This window comes from Thioclava sp. GXIMD2076 (assembly GCF_037949795.1).
GTDB classification, from domain to species: Bacteria; Pseudomonadota; Alphaproteobacteria; order Rhodobacterales; family Rhodobacteraceae; genus Thioclava; species Thioclava kandeliae.
In genome coordinates, this window is the sequence record NZ_CP149932.1 from 538,321 (window position 1) to 557,454 (window position 19,134).

Consider the following 19,134-nt stretch of genomic DNA (forward strand, 5'->3'; position numbering starts at 1 on the left):
AATTTCCAACATTTCCCAGCCTCACGCCATAAACCGAGACCAAGAATGCAACACAATGGTTAATGCGTAGTTAAGCTTAATAAAACGTTTCGCATCAGCTCTCTATGGGAACATTCTCGCCAAGGGCCTCGCGCTCGGGTGCCAGAAGACGCTCGAGCGGCCATGCCAGCTCCACGATCGCGCCGGAGCGTTCGGGCTTGCGATTGGCCGCGACAAAAGGCGTGGTCCCGTTACGGAAGGTGATCCGTGCGCCCGTCCGCTCGAGCAGGGTCTTGGCAATGAACAGCCCCAGCCCCATCCCCTCATATTCTTTGCGGCTATTCGAGCTGCGCCCGTGCAGGAAAGGATCACCGATCCGGCCGATCACATCCGGCGCATAACCGCGCCCGTCATCACAGACCCGCACAACGATGGTCGAGCCACTCCAGAGCGCATCGACCCAGACCCGACCGTCAGCGAAATCCACCGCATTCTGCACTAGATTACGCAGCGCATGGATCAACTCGGGATAGCGATAGATCGCCGGTTGCTTATCACTGCCATCGCCAATCGGTTCTGTCGTAAAGATAATTTCCTTACCGCGATCCATGTGTGGCTCGGCCGCCTCACGCAGAACCGAGATCAGCGGCGCGGTGCGCAGATGCAGATCGTCCTTCCCCGCCCGCCCCATCGAGCGCAGGATATCGCGGCAACGGTCGGCCTGTTCGCGGATCAGGAGCGCATCTGCGCGCAGATCCTCGTCATCGGCCAGTTCGTCGGCAAGCTCGCTCGAGACCAGCTTGATCGTGGCAAGCGGCGTGCCCAGCTCATGCGCGGCAGCCGCCACCACTCCCCCCAGGTCGGTCAGCTTCTGTTCGCGCGACAGAGCCAGCTGCGCGGCCAGAAGGGCCTCGGCCATCACGCGGCTGTCATGCGAGATCCGCTGCGCATAGGCACCAAGGAACACCACCCCGATCACGATTGCCGTCCAGTATCCGAACTCGAACAGTTCGGGCAGCTGGATCACCTCGCCACCGGTCGATACCAGCGGAATATAGAGCCCCGCCACCAGCGTCGTCAGCACCAGCGTCACCGCCCCGATCAGCATCGTGGCCCGCCATTCAAGTGTGGTCGCCGCAATCGTGGTAGGGACAAGGATCAGCAGCGCGAAAGGATTGTTCAGCCCGCCGGTCAGCAGCAACAGCACCGCGAGCTGCGCCGTGTCAAACAGCAGGAGCGTCAGAACCGCCCCCTGCGACAACCTGCGGCTTTCCGGCGTCAGGAACAGCGCCAGCAGATTGACCAGCACCGATGTCCCGACCGTCGCCAGGCACCAGACAAGGTTGAGCCCGATTCCGAGCAGGAACCACGCCACCAGAATGGCCATCAGCTGCCCGATAACCGCAGTCCAACGCAGGAATGTCAGCGTGCGCAGCCGCACCCATTCATGGGAGGTGGGCCGATTGGCAGGGAGCGTCAGATCTGGAGCAACCATGCGGCTTTCCTTCCGTTAAGTCAAAATACAGCAAGGACAATCTACGAGCTTCAAAGAGGATGCCGTTGCTGGTAACAGTTACGCAAAATCCTCTTACCACCGTGACTTCAACTTGTCTGTCGTCGATACGGGAGAAAAGCGATGCCTCTCCAGACCAAACATTACGCTATCGCGGGCGCCATAATCGTTCTGGCAGGGCTCGTGACAGGCTGGGCGATCACACAAAGCGGCCCGAAAGATGTCTTTGCCGAATGCCGCGCTGCGGGTAGCGGGACCCGTGCGGATTTGGGGGGAGCCTTCACGCTGACTTCGGAAACCGGCGAGACCGTAACGGATAGGGATATCTTCACCAGGCCGACCATTCTCTATTTCGGCTACACCTATTGCCCCGACGTATGCCCGCTCGACACGATGCGGAATGCGCAGGCCACCGAGATCCTTGACGAGCGCGGCTACGATGTCCAGCCGGTCTTCGTGTCGGTGGATAGCGCCCGCGATACGCCCGAGAGCCTTACCGCCTTTACCGATGTCATGAGCCCGAAGATGATCGGCCTGACAGGCACCCCCGAACAGATCAAACAGGTCGCGAAAGCCTATCGCGTGTTGTTCTCGGTTCAGGACCCGAACGACCCCTACACCCTGATCAGCCATTCGACGCAGAGCTACCTCATCCTACCGGATCTCGGCTATGTGGACTATTTCGACCGCGACGCCACGCCCGACGAGATGGCAGACCGTATCGGCTGCTATCTGGATCACGCGAAAAACAGTTGACCCCAGGCGCTTTCGTCCCTGCAGCATTTGACCCCGTCCACATCGCTGCGTAAAAGACGACAAGCGTTGTAACTGTCCGGATTGTCCAATGGTTGAAGATCTCTCTGCCGAAATCGGCTCCGACCGGAGCCTGTTGCTGGTCGATGACGATCAGGCCTTTCTGACACGCCTTGCGCGTGCAATGGAGAAGCGTGGCTTCGAAGTGCGCGTGGCAGCCTCTGTGGCCGAGGGCAAAAACCTCGTGGCACAATCCGCCCCAGCCTATGCGGTCATCGATCTGCGGCTAGAGGATGGCAACGGGCTCGATGTCGTCGAAGCCCTGCGTGAAGCCCGCGAGGATGCGCGGATCGTGGTTCTGACCGGATATGGCGCAATCGCGACCGCGGTGGCCGCAGTGAAGATGGGCGCAACCGATTATCTCTCGAAGCCGGCAGATGCGACCGATATCACCAACGCGCTTCTCGCCCGCGAAGATACACAACCCGCGCCTCCGGAAAACCCTATGAGCGCGGATCGTGTGCGGTGGGAACATATCCAGCGTGTCTACGAGCTTTGCGACCGCAATGTTTCTGAGACCGCGCGGCGTCTGCATATGCATCGCCGCACGCTACAACGCATTCTGGCAAAGCGCAGCCCGAAATAAGCCCTCAGCCCGCGCGCGCCTGAGGCTCGGCAGACCAGCCCGCCTGCTCCTGCGCGAGATTTCGGCGGAACACCGACATCGTCTGCTCAAGGCGCCCTGCCATTTCGTTCAGAGCGTTATGGGCTGCCGTGGTCTCTTCGAGCATGGCCACGTTCTGCTGGGTCGTCCGGTCGAGCTGCTCGACCGAGCTGTTCACCTCGTTCACCGAGCGTGACTGTTCGGTTGCCGCCTCGGCCAGTTCGCGGATCTGGGTCGCGATCTGGCTGACATGGCGGATGATCCGATCCAACTCGGAAACGGTCCGGTTCACGAGCTCGGCACCGGTTTTCACCTGACGGCCGGAAGCCTCGATCAGCTTGCTGATTTCCTGCGCCGACGAAGAGGAACGCTGCGCCAGCTCCCGCACTTCCGATGCAACGACGGCAAAGCCGCGCCCTGCATCACCCGCCCGCGCCGCCTCGACACCGGCATTGAGCGCCAGAAGATTGGTCTGGAAGGCGATATCGTCAATCACAGACGAGATACGGGCGATCTGGTTCGAGCTTTCCTCAATTGCCGCCATCGCCTCGATCGACTCCGCGACGACGGTCGAGCTTTCACCTGCGGCCTGTCGGGCCTTCTCGGCGGAAGTCGAGGTATCGCGGCTGACCATCGCGGCCTGCTCGATAGACACCGTCAGCTGGTTGATGGCCGCGGCCGCATCACCCAGCGCGCTCGCCTGACGTTCGGACCGCGAGGACAGGTTATCGGCTGCTGCAGTGATCTCGGAAATCTGCGCGCGGATATCGGCAGAGCATTCGAAAGCGGTCGTCACGGTCCGCGCAAGCTGTTCGACCGACACATTGAAATTCTGGGCAAGGTCGGCGTAATTGGGATCGTCAGGCATCGTCATGCGCACCGAGAGATCCCCGTTTGCCAAACGTTCCAGCGCCGATTTCAGCGCCACAACGAAGGCTTCCTGCTTTTTCTGGCGCTCTTCGCGCTCGGCCGTCTGTTTCCGCTCGGCTTCCATGACCGCCATATCGGCTGCGTGTTTCTCTTCGGCCTGACGGGCCGCTAGCTCACCGGATTGCTTCGCCTCTGCTGCTGCTGCCTCTGCGATCTTCCGGTGCTCATTCGCCTCCTGTGACATCTGCTCGGCCTTTTCACGGGCGGCAGAGGATTCGGCGGTCAGCACCTCCAGCTGGGCCATGCGCTCCATCGCATCGCGGAAGAGCTTCTGGCGGCGGCGCACGACCTCGATCAGCACACCAGCCTCCAGCGAGAAGAGCCCGCCATGCAGAAGTATCCGCTCCATATTCTCGTAAACATCCGTGCTGGGATAGACGAGCACCGGATAGGCAAGGCCGAGCCCAGCCTGATGGATCACGGTACTGACCGCAATCACAGTCAAGGCCCGCACATCGACAAGGGCGGTAGCCATCGCACACATGACGAAGAATGCCATATGGGTATCGATGATCCACGGATGTCCGGCAAAGGCAGCGGTAAAAGAGAAACACTGGCCGATCATCCCCTGCGCGAGAACCGAACGACCCTTCTTGGTGTCGCCCAGACGCCAGCCCCAGACCGCCAGCGCCGCGAAGCCTATCGCGGAGATGGATGCGATCCAGAAGGCCGTGCCAATGATCCATGCCACGATGGAAATCCCTGCCGCCGAAGCGACCATGCCGATTGCGAGATATTTGATCGCAGCTTCGCGGCCAGCAAAGGGCTGATCACTATCATCATGAAAAAACGCCAGAATACTATTCATCCGCATATCGATTCCACCTTTTCGGCGTCCAAGAGGAACCAAGCACCGGCCTTTTCCAATTGCTCGGCCTGCGCCATATTATCGATAGAAACCAATTGCCCGAACGGAGCGCGTGTCGGACCGATCAGCTGCGCCCCCGCATCCTCTGCCACGACACTTGCATCGCTCCATGGCGGCACAATCATCACCACTAGCCCCACCCGTTCCGGAACGGAGCCTGACAGATGGGCCAATGGCGCAACCAACATGGAAAAAAACAGAATCGCTACCTCAAGCCTCATCCCAACCTCACACACTGAGCACTGGAACTGTCTAAGGTTGAATCTTTAAATCGCGATTAAATTATATCGGAAGCGCTGTGGTGTTCTGGACTTCGTGCAACGAGAAGCTCGATTGAAGCTGCGCCACGCCAGGAAGCGAGGCCAGACGCGCGCGATGCAGCAGCGCGAAATCGTCAGTATCCTGCGCTACGACCTTCAAAAGGAAATCCGCTTTGCCCGCCATCAGATGGCATTCCAGAACCTCGGGGACCTTGCGCACCTCGCTCTCGAACGCGCGCAGCACCTCGTCTTTCTGGCTCGAGAGGGTAATCTCGACGAAGACCGTAGTGTTCCGACCAAGCCTGCGGCGGTCGAGAAGCGCGACATAATCGCGGATATAGCCCTCTTCCTCGAGCCGCTGCACACGCCGATGACAGGCGGAGGCCGACAGATTGACCCGCTCGCTCAGATCGGCGTTCGAGATGCGGCCCTGCTGCTGCAGGACCATCAGTATCCGGCGATCCGTCGCATCGAGTGACATATGGTTTCCTTCGACCCAAACTCGTCCGGGCCGAAGAATCTTCTAATTTCAGAGTTTATTCAAGAAAGCATCACCGCAAAAAACGGCAAAAATCACTCTTTTTTCAGCGCATCGCGGATATCAATCAGAACATCCAGCTGACTCGGGCCGGTTTTCACCTCCGGCGCAACCTCCTGCGGCTTCTCGGCGGCCTTGCGGATGCGGTTCACCATACGCACCAGCAAGAAGACGATGAAAGCAATGATGAGGAAGTTGATCACGGAGGTCAGGAAGGCCCCATAGGCAAAGATCGCCGCCCCCGCATCACGCGCGCTCTGCAAGCTCGATCCGGCCGGCACATCGCCCGAAAGAACGACATACATATTGCTGAAATCCAGCCCGCCGATGATGAGGCCGATAATCGGATTGAGCAGATCCGACACGATCGATTTGACAATCGCGGTGAAGGCCGCGCCGACGATGATCCCCACCGCCATGTCCATCACATTACCCTTGGCAATGAAGTCCTTAAATTCTTGCAGCATCCGTATTCCCTCATTCTCCGGACTCTATATCCGCCTATAGTTAGCGATACATATATCCAAAGCAACGAAGCCTTCCAGCCTACCGGCGCGCAAAGCTCATCGGCAGCGAAAAACTCAGGCTGGAGGCGCCAAGCCCGCGGGGAGCGGCCGGAAACTGCCCTGCCCGCTGCACTGCGGTCACAGCCGCCTGATCGATTGCGGCATTGCCCGAGGACCGTGCGAGCGACACCGAGACCAACTGGCCCGCGGCCGACACCGTCAAGCGCACGACAGCCTGTCCCTGCGCGCCACGCGCCGCAGACGGATACCGCTTACGCCGTTCGATCCGCTGGCGGATCTGCGCGCCCCAACGGCCACGAAGATTGTCGGCCTGCGCCTTGGAGAGGGTAGCAGCCTTGGCCTGTCCGTTCTCGCCCGCCGCACCACGATTGCCGCTGCCCGAGGCCGCCTGTGCTGCCTGTGCGGCACTTGTCCGGTCCGACTTGCGTGCGGGTTCCGGCGTGGGCTCCGGTTTGGCCTGACGCTTGGGTGCTGGCCTCTCGGGACGCGCCATCGGGCGCTCCGTGGCCTCCGGCGCAAGGGCAGAGCGCTCCGGCTCCGGCGGAACCTCGGGTTCCGCCTTCTCGACCTCGGGGATCGGCGGCGCGTCGGTCAACATGGGCAGATCGGATGGCGGCAGCTCGATCTTGGGCGGCTGGATGACCGGCGGCTCGGAAGACAGCTGCATCACCGGCTCCGGCACCTGCGGATTTTCCCATTGCTCTACCATATCGGCGACCTGCGCATCGGCTGCCTCGAGGCTGACCATCGCATCGCCCGCAGCACCTGCCGACATCGAGCCCTCGTCACGCGAGACAAGCCCGAAGGCCAGCACATGCAGCGCCGCCGCGACAATAGCAAAGCTGCCCAGTTCGAAGATCCGCATCGTGGTCATTGGGCGTCTCCCCGCGATGTCACCAGTTCGACCTGAGCGAATCCGGCCTTGCCCAGAACCGGCAATAGCGCGGCCAGACGGGTGGCCCCGGCACTCTGATCTCCGCGCAATAGCAGATGCGCCGGTTGCGCCGAACAATCCGACTGCGCACAATACGCCTCGCGCGCCGCAACGAGCGCGTCGAGCAGCGGTGTAACATCATCCTTTGCGGCAAGGGTCAGCTCGCGAAAACCCAGCTGCCCGTCCGCGCCCAGATAAACGCTGAACTCGCCTTCCGCCTCGGAGGCTGCCTCCGAGACCGGCGGCTCGGTCGGGAAAGGTTCGGGCGGCGCCAATTTTGCCGAGATCAGGAAAAAGATCAGCAGCAGGAACACCACGTTGATCATCGGCAAGAGCGAGGCATTGCCCTTCTGCCGTTTGGGCGGCGCAAATTGCATGGGCCTCACTCCACCAGAATCAAGCGACTGAACCCAGCGGCGGTCAGCCGGTCCATCACCAAAACCAGATCCTGCAGATCCGCCTCCTTGGCGCGCAGGATCACCGGATCGGCACGGGTCTCGGTCAGCCGGTCCAGCTCGGCCAGCAGATCATCGAAACTCCGCGAGACACCGTTCAGCTTGACCACACCCTCGGGGCCGATATCGACCAGCCGCGGCGCGCCTGTCCATTCCGAGGCTGCCCCGCTGGCAGAGGCCAGCGGCAGACTGACATCCTGACTGAAACGCGATGCCAGCATGAAGAAAACAAGAAGCAGAAAGACCACATCGATCATTGGGGTCAGATCCGGCTTGCGGCGCGGACGGTCGGGCGCGAAATTGAACATCGGGTCTCACTCCGCCGCAAGCGCGCGGATCGTTTCTGGCGTTGCCTCGCGGGACACAAAGACCTGTGTCGCGGTGTCTTCCATATCCTCGCGTAGCCGGTCGGTGATGCTCTCGAACCAGGTCAGCGCGACCTGCGCCGGAATGGCCACCGCCATACCCGCCGCTGTGGTTAGAAGAGCCTCCCAGATCCCCCCCGCCAGCGTGGACGGATCGGCGCGTGCGCCTGCTTCCTGCAAGGCCTGAAACGCCGAGATCATCCCCGTCACCGTGCCCAGAAGGCCGATCAGCGGACCGATCGTCGCGGCAAGCTCCAGACCGCGCAGCCCCCCGCGTGCCTTGGCCAGCAGGCCATGTGCCACTCGGCCGGTTTCTTCGCGCGCCTCGGTATCGGTGAGATTGGAATGGGCGGCCATCATGGCCGCGCGGGTCAAACGCGCGCGCAGACTGCGGCGTCCGTCAAGGAGGCCTATGGCCGCGTCATGCTGCCCCGCCTTCCATTTGACCAGAGCGGCCCGTGAGTGGCGTCCGCCGGACCACGCCCCGAAGCAGGCGAAGCGATAGAGTTTCCACAAGATCAGCGCCACTGTAAGCACCGACAACAGGGCAATTGCCCAGATCGCGGGACCGCCCATCTGGAGGAAGTCCGTCAGACGGCTTAGGCCGGTCGCTGGATCCACTGTAATCGATTCAGGTTCCATCTCGTCCTCAATATCAGAGTATTTCTATCAGAAATACAAACTGAGCAAGCTTGTCAACGATGGACGGCGCGATTCTTGATAAATTTGGTAAACTATTAGGGCAGCAGCGCATAAAAAAGCCGGAGCAAAGCCCCGGCTGATCGTTCGGAGTTTCAAAAGACCGCTGCGCTGCGACAGCCCCGACGCGACGCAGCGGCCTTTGTTACGCAGCGGCGCGCTGCATATCCGTGTTCTCACGCAGCAATCGGGAGGCTTGCCAGGCCGACCATCCTTCAGGCTGGGTCATGTGGAAATCCTCGAGACAGGGATCGGGCAGTGGCGCCCCTGCAAAACGGGCCCGCGCTTCCTCGCGCGCCTGCCGGATGATCTCCTCGGCGCGGCGCGACATCGCACCTTCCACCAGATCATGCAGCAACTGACGCAGGTCGGGCTTATCATCGGGACGGGTTTCGTCAATCAGCCCCATCACGCGCTGCAGACGCTGGCGCGCGGTTTCCAGACGATCGATCGCGCGATCACGCTGATCGGCACGGAATGCCAGCTCCAGCGGCAGGCTCTCCTGATAGCTGGCCAGTTCGGCCCAGAGCGCGTCTGCGGCAGCCTCGAGCGACGGATCAATGATATTCAGCTTGGCAATCCGCGCCTCGACGCGGGCAATCCCTTCGCGGATACGGGCAACGCGGCCATGCAGCTGCACCTCGGCCGCCTCGGAGGTGGCGATATCGCGCGCGGCGCGACCGATCTCGATCAGCCCCATCGCCACAGCCACAACCTGATGGTCAACGACAACACGACGCGCTGTCACACCCGCCAGAATCCAGTCCTGTTCTTGATGCATAATCCACCTCGCTTTCTGCGTTGTTCCAAACATCGCAGAGCAAGGTGAACAAGAGGTGAACGAGCTTACTCCGGCTTACGGAGAATTTTCGTCAAAGGCTCGAACATCTCGGCATTGGTCGCCACGACCGAACCGCTCGCAAAGATCTCCTGATCCTCGCGCACGGCAGACACGAACCCGCCGGCTTCCTTGACGATCACCAGACCGGCCGCCATGTCCCACGCCTTCAGCTCGCGCTCCCAATAACCGTCGTAGCGGCCCGCGGCCACATAGGCCAGATCCAGCGAAGCCGCCCCCCAGCGGCGTACACCGGCACAGGCGGGCATCAGGCGCGCCAGATCGCGCAGCGTCGCGGGCAGCGTGTTCTTGGCGCCGAAGGGCACACCGGTTGCAAAGACCGCATCGGTCATCGAGCGACGGCCCGACACCCGCAGGCGGGTATCATTCATGAAGGCACCAAAGCCCTTCTCGGCAAAGAACATTTCGTCCTTGGCAGCATCGAAGATCACACCGGCAACGACTTCACCCTTATGCTCGAGAGCAATCGAAACGGCCCAATGCGGCATGCCGTGCAGGAAGTTGGTGGTGCCATCCAGCGGGTCGACGATCCAGCGGCGGGTCGGGTCCTTGCCCTCTTCCTCACCGGTTTCCTCACCCAGCCAGCCATAGGTGGGGCGCGCATTCAGCAGCTCTTCCTTGATGAGCTTCTCGGCCTCGCGGTCGGCGCGCGACACGAAATCCCCTGGACCTTTGGAGGAGACCTGCAGGTTCTCGACTTCGCGGAAGTCCTTCACCAGCGACCGGCCTGCCTTACGGGCGGCTTTGATCATGAGGTTAAGATTTGCGCTGCCTTGCATGGGAGATCTCCTTGGGGGGTTCGAAGCGACCGCTTATACCGTCGGGGAGGCGATTCCAAGCCTTATATACGCCTCTATAATAGGCTTTCGGCCTTATTGGGCGGGTTTCGCCAGCGCGAGGGCGTCCTGCCCCTGCAACTTCACCGGTTCGGTCCGCGCCAGCTCGAGAAAATGCGCCATATAGGGTCGGGTCGCATTCTCCGTCCGCGTCGCGGCATAAAGGCGTTTCTGCAGGCCGGTCTTCGTCACCTGTTTCGTTATGTAATCAGGCCGATACCGCACATCCCGCAGCACCCAGTCGGGCAGCACGGCCACCCCGCGCCCGGCCGCCACCAGCATCAGGATCACCGCCGTCAGCTCTACCTGCCGATGGGTCCGCGGCTCGATCCGCGCAGGCGTCAGCAGCCCCGAGAAGATATCGGAGCGCGCGCGGTCGACCGGATAGGTGATCAGTGTCTGGTCCAGAAAATCCTCGGCCTCGATGAAGGGCTTAGCCGCCAGAGGGCTGCTGGAGGAGGCGATAAAGGTGGGCGCATAGTCGAACAGCGGGTTGAACACCACGCCATCCAGCTCCTCGGGATCGGAGGAGATCACCAGATCCACTTCCTCGTTCTGGAGCGCCGGCAACGCGCGGAAAGCCAGACCGGGGCGGATGTCGATATCCACCTCGGGCCAAGCGCGGCGGAACTGCTCGAGCACCGGAAAGAGCCAGTCGTAGCAGGCATGGCATTCGATGGCGATATGCAGCCGACCTGCCCGCCCTTGCCTGAGCGCGGTGAACTCGTCTTCGATCGCGCGAATCTCGGGAAGGATACGTTCGGCCAGACGCAAGAGCTTTTGCCCCGCGGCCGATAACCGCATGGGCCGCGAGCGCCGCACAAACAGCTCCATCCCCGCCTGCTCCTCCAAACCCTTGATCTGATGCGACAAAGCACTTTGTGTTATATTCAACGCCTCGGCCGCGCGGGCCAGACCACCCGATTCATGGATCGCACGGATCGTTCGCAGGTGCCGCAATTCAAGGTACATTCGATCTGACTCATGTTATTCTTGAGCAATATGAGTTTGTCTCACATTGAGGAATCTGGCACAAGCGCCGCCAAGCAGTAAGGATACCGCCATGACCACGCCTCGTCTGAGTTTCGAATTTTTCCCCCCGCAAACGCTGGAAGCGTCGTTCCGCCTTTGGGAGACGGTAAAGGTTCTGGCCCCGATGCAGCCGGAATTCGTCTCGGTGACCTATGGTGCTGGTGGCACGACCCGCAGGCTGACCCATGAGGCGGTGACAACCATTGGCAAGAATTACGGGCTGAACGTGGCCGCCCACCTCACCTGCGTCAACGCCACCCGCGCCGAGACGATGGAGATCGTGGATGCCTATGCCGAAGCGGGCGTCAACCAGCTGGTGGCGCTGCGCGGCGATGCCCCCAAAGGCCAGGAGCGTTTCACGCCCCATCCCGAAGGCTTTGCCTCCTCGGTCGAGCTGATCGAGGCGCTGGCCGCCGATGGCCGCTTCACCATCCGGTGTGGCGCCTATCCCGAGCCGCACCCCGATGCCGCCGACGACATGGCCGATGTGCGCTGGCTCAAACGCAAATGCGAGGCCGGTGCGACCTCGGCGCTGACCCAGTTTTTCTTCGAGGCGGAGACCTTCTTCCGCTTCCGCGACCGCTGCGAGAAAGAGGGCGTGAAGGCCACCATCATTCCCGGCATCCTGCCGATCCAGTCGTGGAAGGGCGTGCAGCGCTTCGCGGCCAATTGCGGCGCGAATATCCCCGAGCATCTCGGTCCTGCCTTCGAGAAGGCCATTGCCGAGGACCGCGAGCAGGAGCTGTCGATCGAACTTTGCACCAAGCTGTGTGAAGAGCTGATCGCCGGGGGCGTGGAAGACCTGCATTTCTACACCGTCAACCGCCCCGTTCTGACGGGCCGCGTGTGCCAGAATCTCGGCCTTGCACAGGGGCTTGATCTGGGCGCGGTTGCCTAAGCAGGCCATGCCTGACAAGATACGCGAAACAGGGGCCGCTCGGCCCCTTTTTCATGCCATCTGTATGGAGTCTCCTATGACCGATCCTGCCTATTTTGCCGAAAACGCAGATGATTTCCTGACCCGCGACGAGGTGACCTCGGTCGATGGCGTGACCTATCTGCAAAAGATCATCGACGGCTCCGCCCCCCATCCGACCGTCGCCAAGATCATGAATTTCCGCGTGATCGGAGCCGAATATGGCAAGGTCACCTTCCGTGGCTTCCCGCTGCATGAGCAAAGCAACGCGTTCGGGTCCACCCAGGGCGGCTGGTATGGCATGGTGCTCGATAGCTGCATGTCGATGGCGGTGATCTCGGGTCTGAAAAAGGGCCAGTTCCAGTCCACCATCGAATACAAGATCAACCTGATCCGCGCCATCAAACCCGGGACCGAGCTGACCATCACCGGCCTCCTCACCCATATCGGGCGCTCGACAGGCGTTGCCACCGGCGAGATCCGCGGCACCGAGGATGGCAAGCTTTATGGTCAGGGCTCCTGCACCTGCTTCATTCAGGGCGAAGCGCGGGACTGACCCCGCCTATAGCTCGTAATAGACATAGGCCTTGCCGATGATCCGCTGCCAGCGCCCCTCGCGCCATCGGTCATAGAGCGCCTGATCGAACCCTTCGGGACTGTAGAGCCCCGAGCCCATGATCTTGCCGTCCCCGCTCAACAGCCGGTAGCGGATCGTCGGCTGGATATTCAGCTCGGGCACCTCATCGGCCGTCAGGATCCTCAGCCGCCCCTTGGCAATCGCCGCATCAAGGGCCGGATCCTGCTCCAGCGCCACCAGACGCTGCACAAGACGTTCCTTATAGGCGGCCTTGTTCGCAGGCAGAAGAAAGCAAGAGATCTCGACCCGCTCCGCGCCAATGACGGATCTGAGAAGCCGCCCCATACCGGGGCTTTCGCCACAAAGGGCAATCGCTTGCTCGAACCCGATCTGCACCGTCAGCATATCGCGGCCCGGAAGATGCCGCGCGTCGAGCCCTACCGGCGCGACAGCGCCACCACTGGCCAGAAGCCTCAGAACAAGATGGTCAAGGCGGGGCATGCGAGGCATTTGCACAACCATGGGCGTCTCCGTAGGAATCACCCTTACCTTGCGGCAATATGCTGAATGCGAGATTAAATGCCGGCCGCCTTCCGGATGCAAAAAAAGGGGCCTTCCGGCCCCTTCTCGTCACATATTGGGATAGTTCGGGCCATCGCCGCCTTGGGGTGTGGTCCAGTCGATATTCTGGGACGGGTCCTTGATATCGCAGGTCTTGCAATGGACGCAGTTCTGGAAGTTGATCTGGAAACGCGGGCCATCCTCGCCGTCCAGCACTTCATAGACACCTGCGGGGCAGTAACGCTGTGCGGGCTCGGCATATTTCGGCAGGTTGACCGAGATCGGCACCGACGCATCGCGCAGCTTCAGGTGGCAGGGCTGGCTTTCCTCGTGGTTGGTGAAGGAGAAGCTCACATTGGTCAGCCGGTCAAACGACAGCTTGCCATCGGGTTTGGGATACTCGATAGGCTGGAAATCCTTGGCCTCGCCCGTGGCTGCCGCATCGGTCTTGCCATGCGCCAGCGTGCCGAAGACGGAGAAGCCGAAGAGCTCGTTCGTCCACATGTCAAACCCGCCCAGAACGGTCGAGGCATACATGCCCCATTTCGCCCACATCGGTTTGACATTGCGCACCTTTTTCAGGTCGCGGCCAATCGCTCCATCACGGACCTCGGCCTCGTAGGCAACCAGCTCATCGCCCGAACGGCCCGCCTTGATCGCCTCGGCCGCAGCCTCGGCCGCCGCAATCCCCGAGAGCATCGCATTATGGTTGCCCTTGATGCGCGGCACATTGACCATACCCGCCGAACAACCCAAGAGCACGCCGCCCGGGAAGCTCATCTTGGGCAGCGACTGATAGCCGCCTTCCGAGATCGCCCGCGCGCCGTAAGCCACGCGCTTACCGCCCTCGAGGAGCTTGGCCACCTCGGGGTGATGCTTGAAGCGCTGGAATTCCATATAGGGGAAGACATAAGGGTTCTCGTAGTTCAGATGGACCACGAAACCCACATAGACCTGATTGTTCTCGAGGTGATAGATAAACGAGCCGCCACCCGCATTATTGCCCAGCGGCCAACCCATCGTATGGGTCACGGTGCCTTCGGAATGCTTGGCGGGGTCGATCTCCCAGATCTCCTTCATGCCAAGGCCGAATTTCTGCGGGCAATGGCCTTCGGAGAGGTTATAGCGGTCGATCACGATCTTCGAGAGAGACCCGCGCACGCCCTCGCTGAGGAACACATATTTTCCGCGCAGCTCCATGCCCGGTTCATAGGCAGGCCCCGGCGTGCCATCGGCCTCGCGGCCGAACTCGCCCGCCACGACCCCCGCCACGCGGTCGCCCTCCATGACAAGTTCCGAAGCTGCCATACCGGGGAAGATCTCGACGCCCAGCTCCTCGGCCTGCTCGGCCAGCCAGCGGCAGACATTGCCCATCGATACGATGTAATTGCCCTCGTTCGACATCAGCTTGGGCATCGGCCAATGCGGGATCTTGGTGGCCTTGGTCTCGGTCAGCAGAAGGAAGTTATCTTCCGTCACCGGTGTATTGAGCGGCGCGCCCTTTTCCTTCCAGTCGGGGATCAGCTTCGTCAGCCCCACCGGATCCAGCACAGCGCCCGAGAGAATATGCGCGCCCACCTCGGAGCCCTTCTCCAGCACCACGACCTCCAGTTCGGGGTCGATCTGCTTCAGACGGATCGCCGCAGACAGCCCCGACGGGCCAGCTCCAACGATGACAACGTCATATTCCATCGACTCGCGGGTAATCTCGGTCATAAATCAGGGGCTCCCTAGCTGGCCTTGCGCGTGCTTTTTTACTTCGACTAGCCTACCTTCTTGTTCAAGGCAATGCGACCCCATGTCTAGCGCCATGTGTCGATCGCCGGAAATACGAAACCGACATTCCGCCGATCAGGCGCGAAATTTCGCATCTCGCCGTGGCAGGGCCTTGACACTGCGGCGTCATCCCCGATTTACACTTCACGGACCGCCCAAGGAAAAACAAAACGGCAAAGGGCCTTGCTTATGGAAAAGATACCGCTGACCCGCGCGGGGTTTAACCGGCTGGATGCCGAGCTGAAGAAACTGAAATCCGTCGAACGTCCTGCAATCATTCAGGCGATTTCGGAAGCGCGCGAGCTGGGCGACCTCTCGGAAAACGCCGAATACCACTCGGCGCGTGAAAAGCAGAGCTTTATCGAAGGCCGCATCAAGGAGATCGAGAGCATTCTCGGCCTCGCGCAGGTAATCGATCCGAAAACCATGTCGGGATCGGTGAAATTCAGCGCGACCGTGAAGATCGTCGATGTCGATACCGATGAGGAGAAATCCTACCAGATCGTCGGCGAACAGGAAGCCGATCTGGAAAAAGGTCTCCTGAACGTGAAATCGCCCCTCGCGCGCGCCCTGATCGGCAAGGACGAAGGCGATACCGTCGATGTGCGCACCCCCGGTGGCACGCGCAGCTACGAGATTCTCGAGATTCTCTTCGTCTGAGCTTTCGTATCCGATCCTCCTGACCTGACGGAGCCCGCAGATGGCAACCGAAAAACCCGATCCGTTGAACCGCCCGCTCGATCAGGCCCCGCCCGTCACGGGCGGCGGCATCGGCCGCGGCGAGATCATTGCGGCTGTTCTGAGCCTGATCTGGCTGGCACTGGTCATCGGGATCTGGGCTCTCGCGCCCGTCGGGTCGGAAACGGACAGCTCGACAGGGGCGCTGGGTCTGGTCTTCGCGCTTGTGGGTATCTTCCTGCCCTTCGCGATGATCTGGATCGCCGCCCTCACCGCGCGTTCGGCCCGCGAGATGCGGGCCGAGGCACAGTCTCTGCGGGCCTCTGTGGACACGATGCGTCAGGCATGGGTCACCGAGGCCCGTGCCCGCCGTGATGGCGCGCAGGACAAGAAGCTCGACGAACTGCTCCAGAGCACACGCCAGACCGAGGCTACGATCGCCACTCTGATGGCGAGGGGCGAGGGGCAACTGCTCGAGGCCCATGCCGATACCAAGATGGCCCTGATCAGCCCTGCACCCGCCCGTCCGCTCTACGAGGAGCAGCCGACGCTGGAACTTGGCGCGCCCGTCGATCCGGTCGGCACGCCTGTAACGGTGTCCGATTTCGTACGGGCGCTGAACTTCCCCGATACCGCCGATGACCGCGAGGGCTTCCGTGCGCTGCGCCGCGCACTCGAGGACCGGATGATGGCCAAGCTGATCCGCTCGGCGCAGGATGTCCTGAACCTCATGTCGCAGGACGGCATCTATATGGACGATCTCAAGCCCGACCGTGCGCGCCCCGAACTGTGGCGCCGCTTTGCCAAGGGCGAGCGTGGCCGCGAGGTCGCGGCTCTGGGCGGTGTGCGTGACCGCTCGTCGCTGGCGCTGACCGCCGCACGGATGCGCAACGACACGGTCTTCCGCGATGCGGCGCACCATTTCCTGCGCCAGTTCGACAAGACCTTCGCGGGCTTCGAGCCCAATGCCAGCGATCTGGAGATCTCGGAGCTGTCCGACACCCGTTCGGCCCGCGCCTTCATGCTGTTGGGCCGCGTCACCGGCACCTTCGACTGACCTCAGCCTGATGAGCGGGACTGCCCCGGATCGGGCGCATTGCGCCCGTTATCCCATGGTTTGAGCGGGCGCACCATCATGAACACCGTGCGGTAGAGGAACAGCATCTCCGTCAACCGGCTCTCCCGCACCCGCACGACATGGAAGCCCAGCCGTTCATAGAGCGCCCGTGCCCGCATGTTTTCCTTGATCACATCGAGCCGCAGCTGGACATAGCCGCGCCTACGGGCCTCGGTGCAGACCGCCTCGAGCAACGCTGTGCCGATCCCGCCCGAGCGCTGGTCGGCGCGCACGGACAGCCCGTCCACCACCATCGCCTTATGTTCCTGATCGCGGGCCAGCACCCACAGGCAGGTCAGCCGCCATGCAGCACCGAACAACCCGTAGATTTCCCGCAGATCTGCATTATCGCCTCCCACGAACGCTCCGTGCGCCGTGCGGAACCCCACAATTCCCAGAAGCTCCTGCGTCTCCTCGTTGATCGCGCAAAACCCGTGCGTGCCATCCATCACCCGTTCGACAAAGGCCAGCGCCCGCGGGTCGGGCCCCAGAACACGGCCCAGCTTGCTGCCGAAGGCCTGCCAGTAGAGCTTCGCCGCCGCCGCACGATGATGATCGGGGATGCCCCGCCGGATACGATAGGTCATCGCACGGCCCTCCCCGCGGCAAGCGCCAGATCCTCGGGCGTGTTGATATTGAAGAACGGATCGGGCGGCGCCTCGAATACCACCGCGCGCGCACCCTGCAGAGGCCGCCCCAAACGGCGCTCTCCCGCGCGCAGGGCCCGCGCCACCTCATCGCGCAGGCCCACCGGCCATGCGGCAAAGGTCGGATGCCTGCGCTCTGACGACATGGCCAGCGCTGGTCCCTCCCCCGCAAGGCGCGCGACAAGATCGTATGGCAGGAAAGGCGTATCCACCGCCACCGTGACCACACCCTGTGCGCCCTGCGCCTGCGCCCAATCGAGACCGGCCAGTATCCCCGCCAGCGGCCCCTCGTGCAGATGCGCGGGCGGATCGGGCAGAACGGGGCAGCCCTGAGCCCAGGGCGCAAACCGCGCACCATCACCATTGGCCGAAATCGCCACGCGCTCGACCTGCGGTGCGAACCGCGCCATCACATGTGCCAGAAGAGGCTGACCGCCCAGCGGAACAAGCGCCTTATCGACACCCCCAAGACGACGTCCTTCGCCCCCCGCGAGGATCAGGCCGAAATACCCCAAATTGCCTCCGATACAATTCTGGGCTTGAGAGCGCCCAGACAGGCTTTATGACATGCCCCCACAGACCCCAACTTACAAGAGTAAAGCATCCCCTTGCGTAAGGCATTTCTGCGTGGCGTGATCAGCACGCTCCCCTTCACCCTCGTGATCGCGCCCTTCGGGCTTCTGTTCGGCGTGGCCGCGACCGAGGCCGGTTTCGATCTGGCACAGGTCATGGGCTTCACCATACTGGTACTGGCGGGGGCCTCGCAGTTTTCCGCCATCCACCTGATGAGCGAACATGCCTCGGTGGTGCTGGTCATCCTCACCTCGCTTGCGATCAATATGCGCATGGCCATGTATTCGGCGGCGCTTGCCCCCTATCTGGGCCAGGCAAAACGCTGGCAGCACATGCTGGTGGCCTATTTCCTGATCGACCAGACCTTTGTGACCGCAGAAACCGAATACCGCAGTCGCCCGAACCTGAGCATAGGCGAACGGCTGGCCTTCTATGCGGGCTGTAGCATGATCCTGCCGCCCTTGTGGTTTCTGGCCACACTGCTGGGGGCCTTGGTGGGGGCCTCGATCCCGCAGGAATTCGCGCTGGATTTCGCGGTGCCGATCACCTTTCTGGCGATGATCGCGCCCGTGCTGCGGTCGCTGCCACATATCGCGGCGGCGCTGGTCTCGGTGGTGGTTACGCTCCTCTTGGGCTTTCTGCCCGCAGGCACGGGGCTGTTGGTGGCGGCGGTCTGCGCAATGGTCACCGGTGCTCAGGTCGAGCTATTTGTTGGCCGGATCAAGGCACGGAGGCAATCCGCATGAGCCAGTATAGCACCGCCCAGATCTGGATGATCATCGCGATCCTCGGGATCGGCACTTTCGCCCTGCGCTATGTGTTTCTGGGGCTGGCCGCGCGCAAACCCATGCCCGAATGGTTGCTGCGCTATCTGCGCTATACGCCGGTCGCCGTATTGCCCGGAATGGTCGCGCCACTGGTGCTCTGGCCTGCGGCAACCGACGGCCAGATCGAACCCGCCCGCATGCTGGCGGCCCTGCTGACGCTCGCCGCAGGCATCGCTTCGCGCAATGTGCTGATCGCCATTCTGGCAGGGTTCGCCGCGCTCTATCTGGGGCTGTTCGTCCTGTTCTGAAC

Annotated in this window: 24 protein-coding genes; 8 read left to right on the forward strand and 16 right to left on the reverse strand. The window is 61.9% G+C overall.

Annotation, left to right across the window (positions count from 1 at the left end):
* Positions 1-94: 94 nt before the first annotated feature.
* Positions 95-1,474: an ActS/PrrB/RegB family redox-sensitive histidine kinase gene (locus WDB91_RS02690; RefSeq protein ID WP_339113628.1), complete on the reverse strand. Its 1,380-nt coding sequence runs from the start codon at positions 1,472-1,474 to the stop codon at positions 95-97.
* A 141-nt stretch (positions 1,475-1,615) separates the two neighbouring features.
* Between WDB91_RS02690 and WDB91_RS02695 the strand changes: the two genes are divergently transcribed.
* The gene (locus WDB91_RS02695) at positions 1,616-2,248 is read left to right on the forward strand and encodes an SCO family protein (RefSeq protein ID WP_339113629.1); all 633 of its coding nucleotides are present in this window, start codon (positions 1,616-1,618) and stop codon (positions 2,246-2,248) included.
* Between the two features lie 88 nt (positions 2,249-2,336).
* Positions 2,337-2,891: an ActR/PrrA/RegA family redox response regulator transcription factor gene (locus WDB91_RS02700; RefSeq protein ID WP_339113630.1), complete on the forward strand. Its 555-nt coding sequence runs from the start codon at positions 2,337-2,339 to the stop codon at positions 2,889-2,891.
* 4 nt (positions 2,892-2,895) lie between these two features.
* Here the strand turns inward: WDB91_RS02700 and WDB91_RS02705 are convergent, their stop codons facing one another.
* The 11 genes from WDB91_RS02705 to WDB91_RS02755 form a co-directional block, all read right to left on the reverse strand.
* On the reverse strand, positions 2,896-4,647 hold the full coding sequence (locus WDB91_RS02705) for a methyl-accepting chemotaxis protein (RefSeq protein WP_339113631.1): 1,752 nt from the start codon (positions 4,645-4,647) through the stop codon (positions 2,896-2,898).
* Positions 4,644-4,928 carry a hypothetical protein gene (locus WDB91_RS02710; RefSeq protein ID WP_339113632.1) on the reverse strand — a complete coding sequence of 95 codons (285 nt, stop codon included), beginning with the start codon at positions 4,926-4,928 and terminating at the stop codon, positions 4,644-4,646. Before WDB91_RS02710 ends, WDB91_RS02705 begins: the two co-directional genes overlap by 4 nt.
* Positions 4,929-4,989: 61 nt before the next feature.
* Positions 4,990-5,448 (reverse strand): Lrp/AsnC family transcriptional regulator, encoded by a 459-nt coding sequence (locus WDB91_RS02715; protein WP_339113633.1) that lies wholly within the window; start codon positions 5,446-5,448, stop codon positions 4,990-4,992.
* A gap of 92 nt (positions 5,449-5,540) precedes the next feature.
* Positions 5,541-5,972: a large conductance mechanosensitive channel protein MscL gene (gene mscL / locus WDB91_RS02720; protein ID WP_339113634.1), complete on the reverse strand. Its 432-nt coding sequence runs from the start codon at positions 5,970-5,972 to the stop codon at positions 5,541-5,543.
* Between the two features lie 79 nt (positions 5,973-6,051).
* A complete protein-coding gene (locus WDB91_RS02725; RefSeq protein ID WP_339113635.1) occupies positions 6,052-6,906 on the reverse strand; it encodes a TonB family protein in 855 nt (284 codons plus the stop codon).
* The gene (locus WDB91_RS02730; protein WP_339113636.1) at positions 6,903-7,343 is read right to left on the reverse strand and encodes a biopolymer transporter ExbD; all 441 of its coding nucleotides are present in this window, start codon (positions 7,341-7,343) and stop codon (positions 6,903-6,905) included. Before WDB91_RS02730 ends, WDB91_RS02725 begins: the two co-directional genes overlap by 4 nt.
* Before the next feature lie 5 nt (positions 7,344-7,348).
* Positions 7,349-7,729, reverse strand: a complete 381-nt coding sequence (locus WDB91_RS02735; RefSeq protein ID WP_339113637.1) for a biopolymer transporter ExbD — start codon at positions 7,727-7,729, stop codon at positions 7,349-7,351.
* 6 nt (positions 7,730-7,735) lie between these two features.
* Positions 7,736-8,428: a MotA/TolQ/ExbB proton channel family protein gene (locus tag WDB91_RS02740; RefSeq protein ID WP_339113638.1), complete on the reverse strand. Its 693-nt coding sequence runs from the start codon at positions 8,426-8,428 to the stop codon at positions 7,736-7,738.
* 202 nt (positions 8,429-8,630) lie between these two features.
* Positions 8,631-9,266, reverse strand: coding sequence for a hypothetical protein (locus WDB91_RS02745; RefSeq protein ID WP_339113639.1), 636 nt, complete (start codon positions 9,264-9,266; stop codon positions 8,631-8,633).
* A gap of 65 nt (positions 9,267-9,331) precedes the next feature.
* A complete protein-coding gene (locus WDB91_RS02750; protein ID WP_339113640.1) occupies positions 9,332-10,123 on the reverse strand; it encodes an inositol monophosphatase family protein in 792 nt (263 codons plus the stop codon).
* Between the two features lie 93 nt (positions 10,124-10,216).
* Positions 10,217-11,152, reverse strand: coding sequence for a LysR family transcriptional regulator (locus WDB91_RS02755; RefSeq protein ID WP_339113641.1), 936 nt, complete (start codon positions 11,150-11,152; stop codon positions 10,217-10,219).
* A 91-nt stretch (positions 11,153-11,243) separates the two neighbouring features.
* Between WDB91_RS02755 and metF the strand changes: the two genes are divergently transcribed.
* Together metF and WDB91_RS02765 are read left to right on the forward strand one after the other, a co-directional pair.
* The gene (gene metF, locus WDB91_RS02760; protein WP_339113642.1) at positions 11,244-12,110 is read left to right on the forward strand and encodes a methylenetetrahydrofolate reductase [NAD(P)H]; all 867 of its coding nucleotides are present in this window, start codon (positions 11,244-11,246) and stop codon (positions 12,108-12,110) included.
* A gap of 76 nt (positions 12,111-12,186) precedes the next feature.
* On the forward strand, positions 12,187-12,684 hold the full coding sequence (locus tag WDB91_RS02765; protein WP_339113643.1) for a PaaI family thioesterase: 498 nt from the start codon (positions 12,187-12,189) through the stop codon (positions 12,682-12,684).
* A 6-nt stretch (positions 12,685-12,690) separates the two neighbouring features.
* On the opposite strand, the gene WDB91_RS02770 is transcribed toward WDB91_RS02765, so the two are convergent.
* Together WDB91_RS02770 and WDB91_RS02775 are read right to left on the reverse strand one after the other, a co-directional pair.
* On the reverse strand, positions 12,691-13,227 hold the full coding sequence (locus WDB91_RS02770; RefSeq protein ID WP_339113644.1) for a hypothetical protein: 537 nt from the start codon (positions 13,225-13,227) through the stop codon (positions 12,691-12,693).
* Positions 13,228-13,335: 108 nt separating this feature from the next.
* Entirely contained in the window at positions 13,336-14,982 is a 1,647-nt protein-coding gene (locus WDB91_RS02775; RefSeq protein WP_339113645.1) for an electron transfer flavoprotein-ubiquinone oxidoreductase, read from the reverse strand.
* A gap of 249 nt (positions 14,983-15,231) precedes the next feature.
* Between WDB91_RS02775 and greA the strand changes: the two genes are divergently transcribed.
* Both greA and WDB91_RS02785 read left to right on the forward strand, forming a co-directional pair.
* Positions 15,232-15,702 carry a transcription elongation factor GreA gene (gene greA, locus WDB91_RS02780; RefSeq protein WP_339113646.1) on the forward strand — a complete coding sequence of 157 codons (471 nt, stop codon included), beginning with the start codon at positions 15,232-15,234 and terminating at the stop codon, positions 15,700-15,702.
* Positions 15,703-15,742: 40 nt separating this feature from the next.
* Positions 15,743-16,777, forward strand: coding sequence for a hypothetical protein (locus tag WDB91_RS02785; protein ID WP_339113647.1), 1,035 nt, complete (start codon positions 15,743-15,745; stop codon positions 16,775-16,777).
* 2 nt (positions 16,778-16,779) lie between these two features.
* Here WDB91_RS02785 and WDB91_RS02790 read toward each other — a convergent pair whose 3' ends face one another.
* Both WDB91_RS02790 and mobA read right to left on the reverse strand, forming a co-directional pair.
* Entirely contained in the window at positions 16,780-17,424 is a 645-nt protein-coding gene (locus tag WDB91_RS02790; RefSeq protein ID WP_339113648.1) for a GNAT family N-acetyltransferase, read from the reverse strand.
* A complete protein-coding gene (gene mobA, locus WDB91_RS02795) occupies positions 17,421-17,999 on the reverse strand; it encodes a molybdenum cofactor guanylyltransferase MobA (RefSeq protein WP_339113649.1) in 579 nt (192 codons plus the stop codon). The genes WDB91_RS02790 and mobA overlap by 4 nt, the downstream gene beginning before the upstream one ends.
* Positions 18,000-18,092: 93 nt before the next feature.
* Here mobA and WDB91_RS02800 point away from each other — a divergent pair, with 93 nt between their 5' ends.
* Both WDB91_RS02800 and WDB91_RS02805 read left to right on the forward strand, forming a co-directional pair.
* The gene (locus tag WDB91_RS02800) at positions 18,093-18,803 is read left to right on the forward strand and encodes an AzlC family ABC transporter permease (protein ID WP_339113650.1); all 711 of its coding nucleotides are present in this window, start codon (positions 18,093-18,095) and stop codon (positions 18,801-18,803) included.
* Positions 18,800-19,132, forward strand: coding sequence for an AzlD domain-containing protein (locus WDB91_RS02805; RefSeq protein WP_339113651.1), 333 nt, complete (start codon positions 18,800-18,802; stop codon positions 19,130-19,132). The genes WDB91_RS02800 and WDB91_RS02805 overlap by 4 nt, the downstream gene beginning before the upstream one ends.
* The last annotated feature ends 2 nt before the right edge of the window (positions 19,133-19,134 follow it).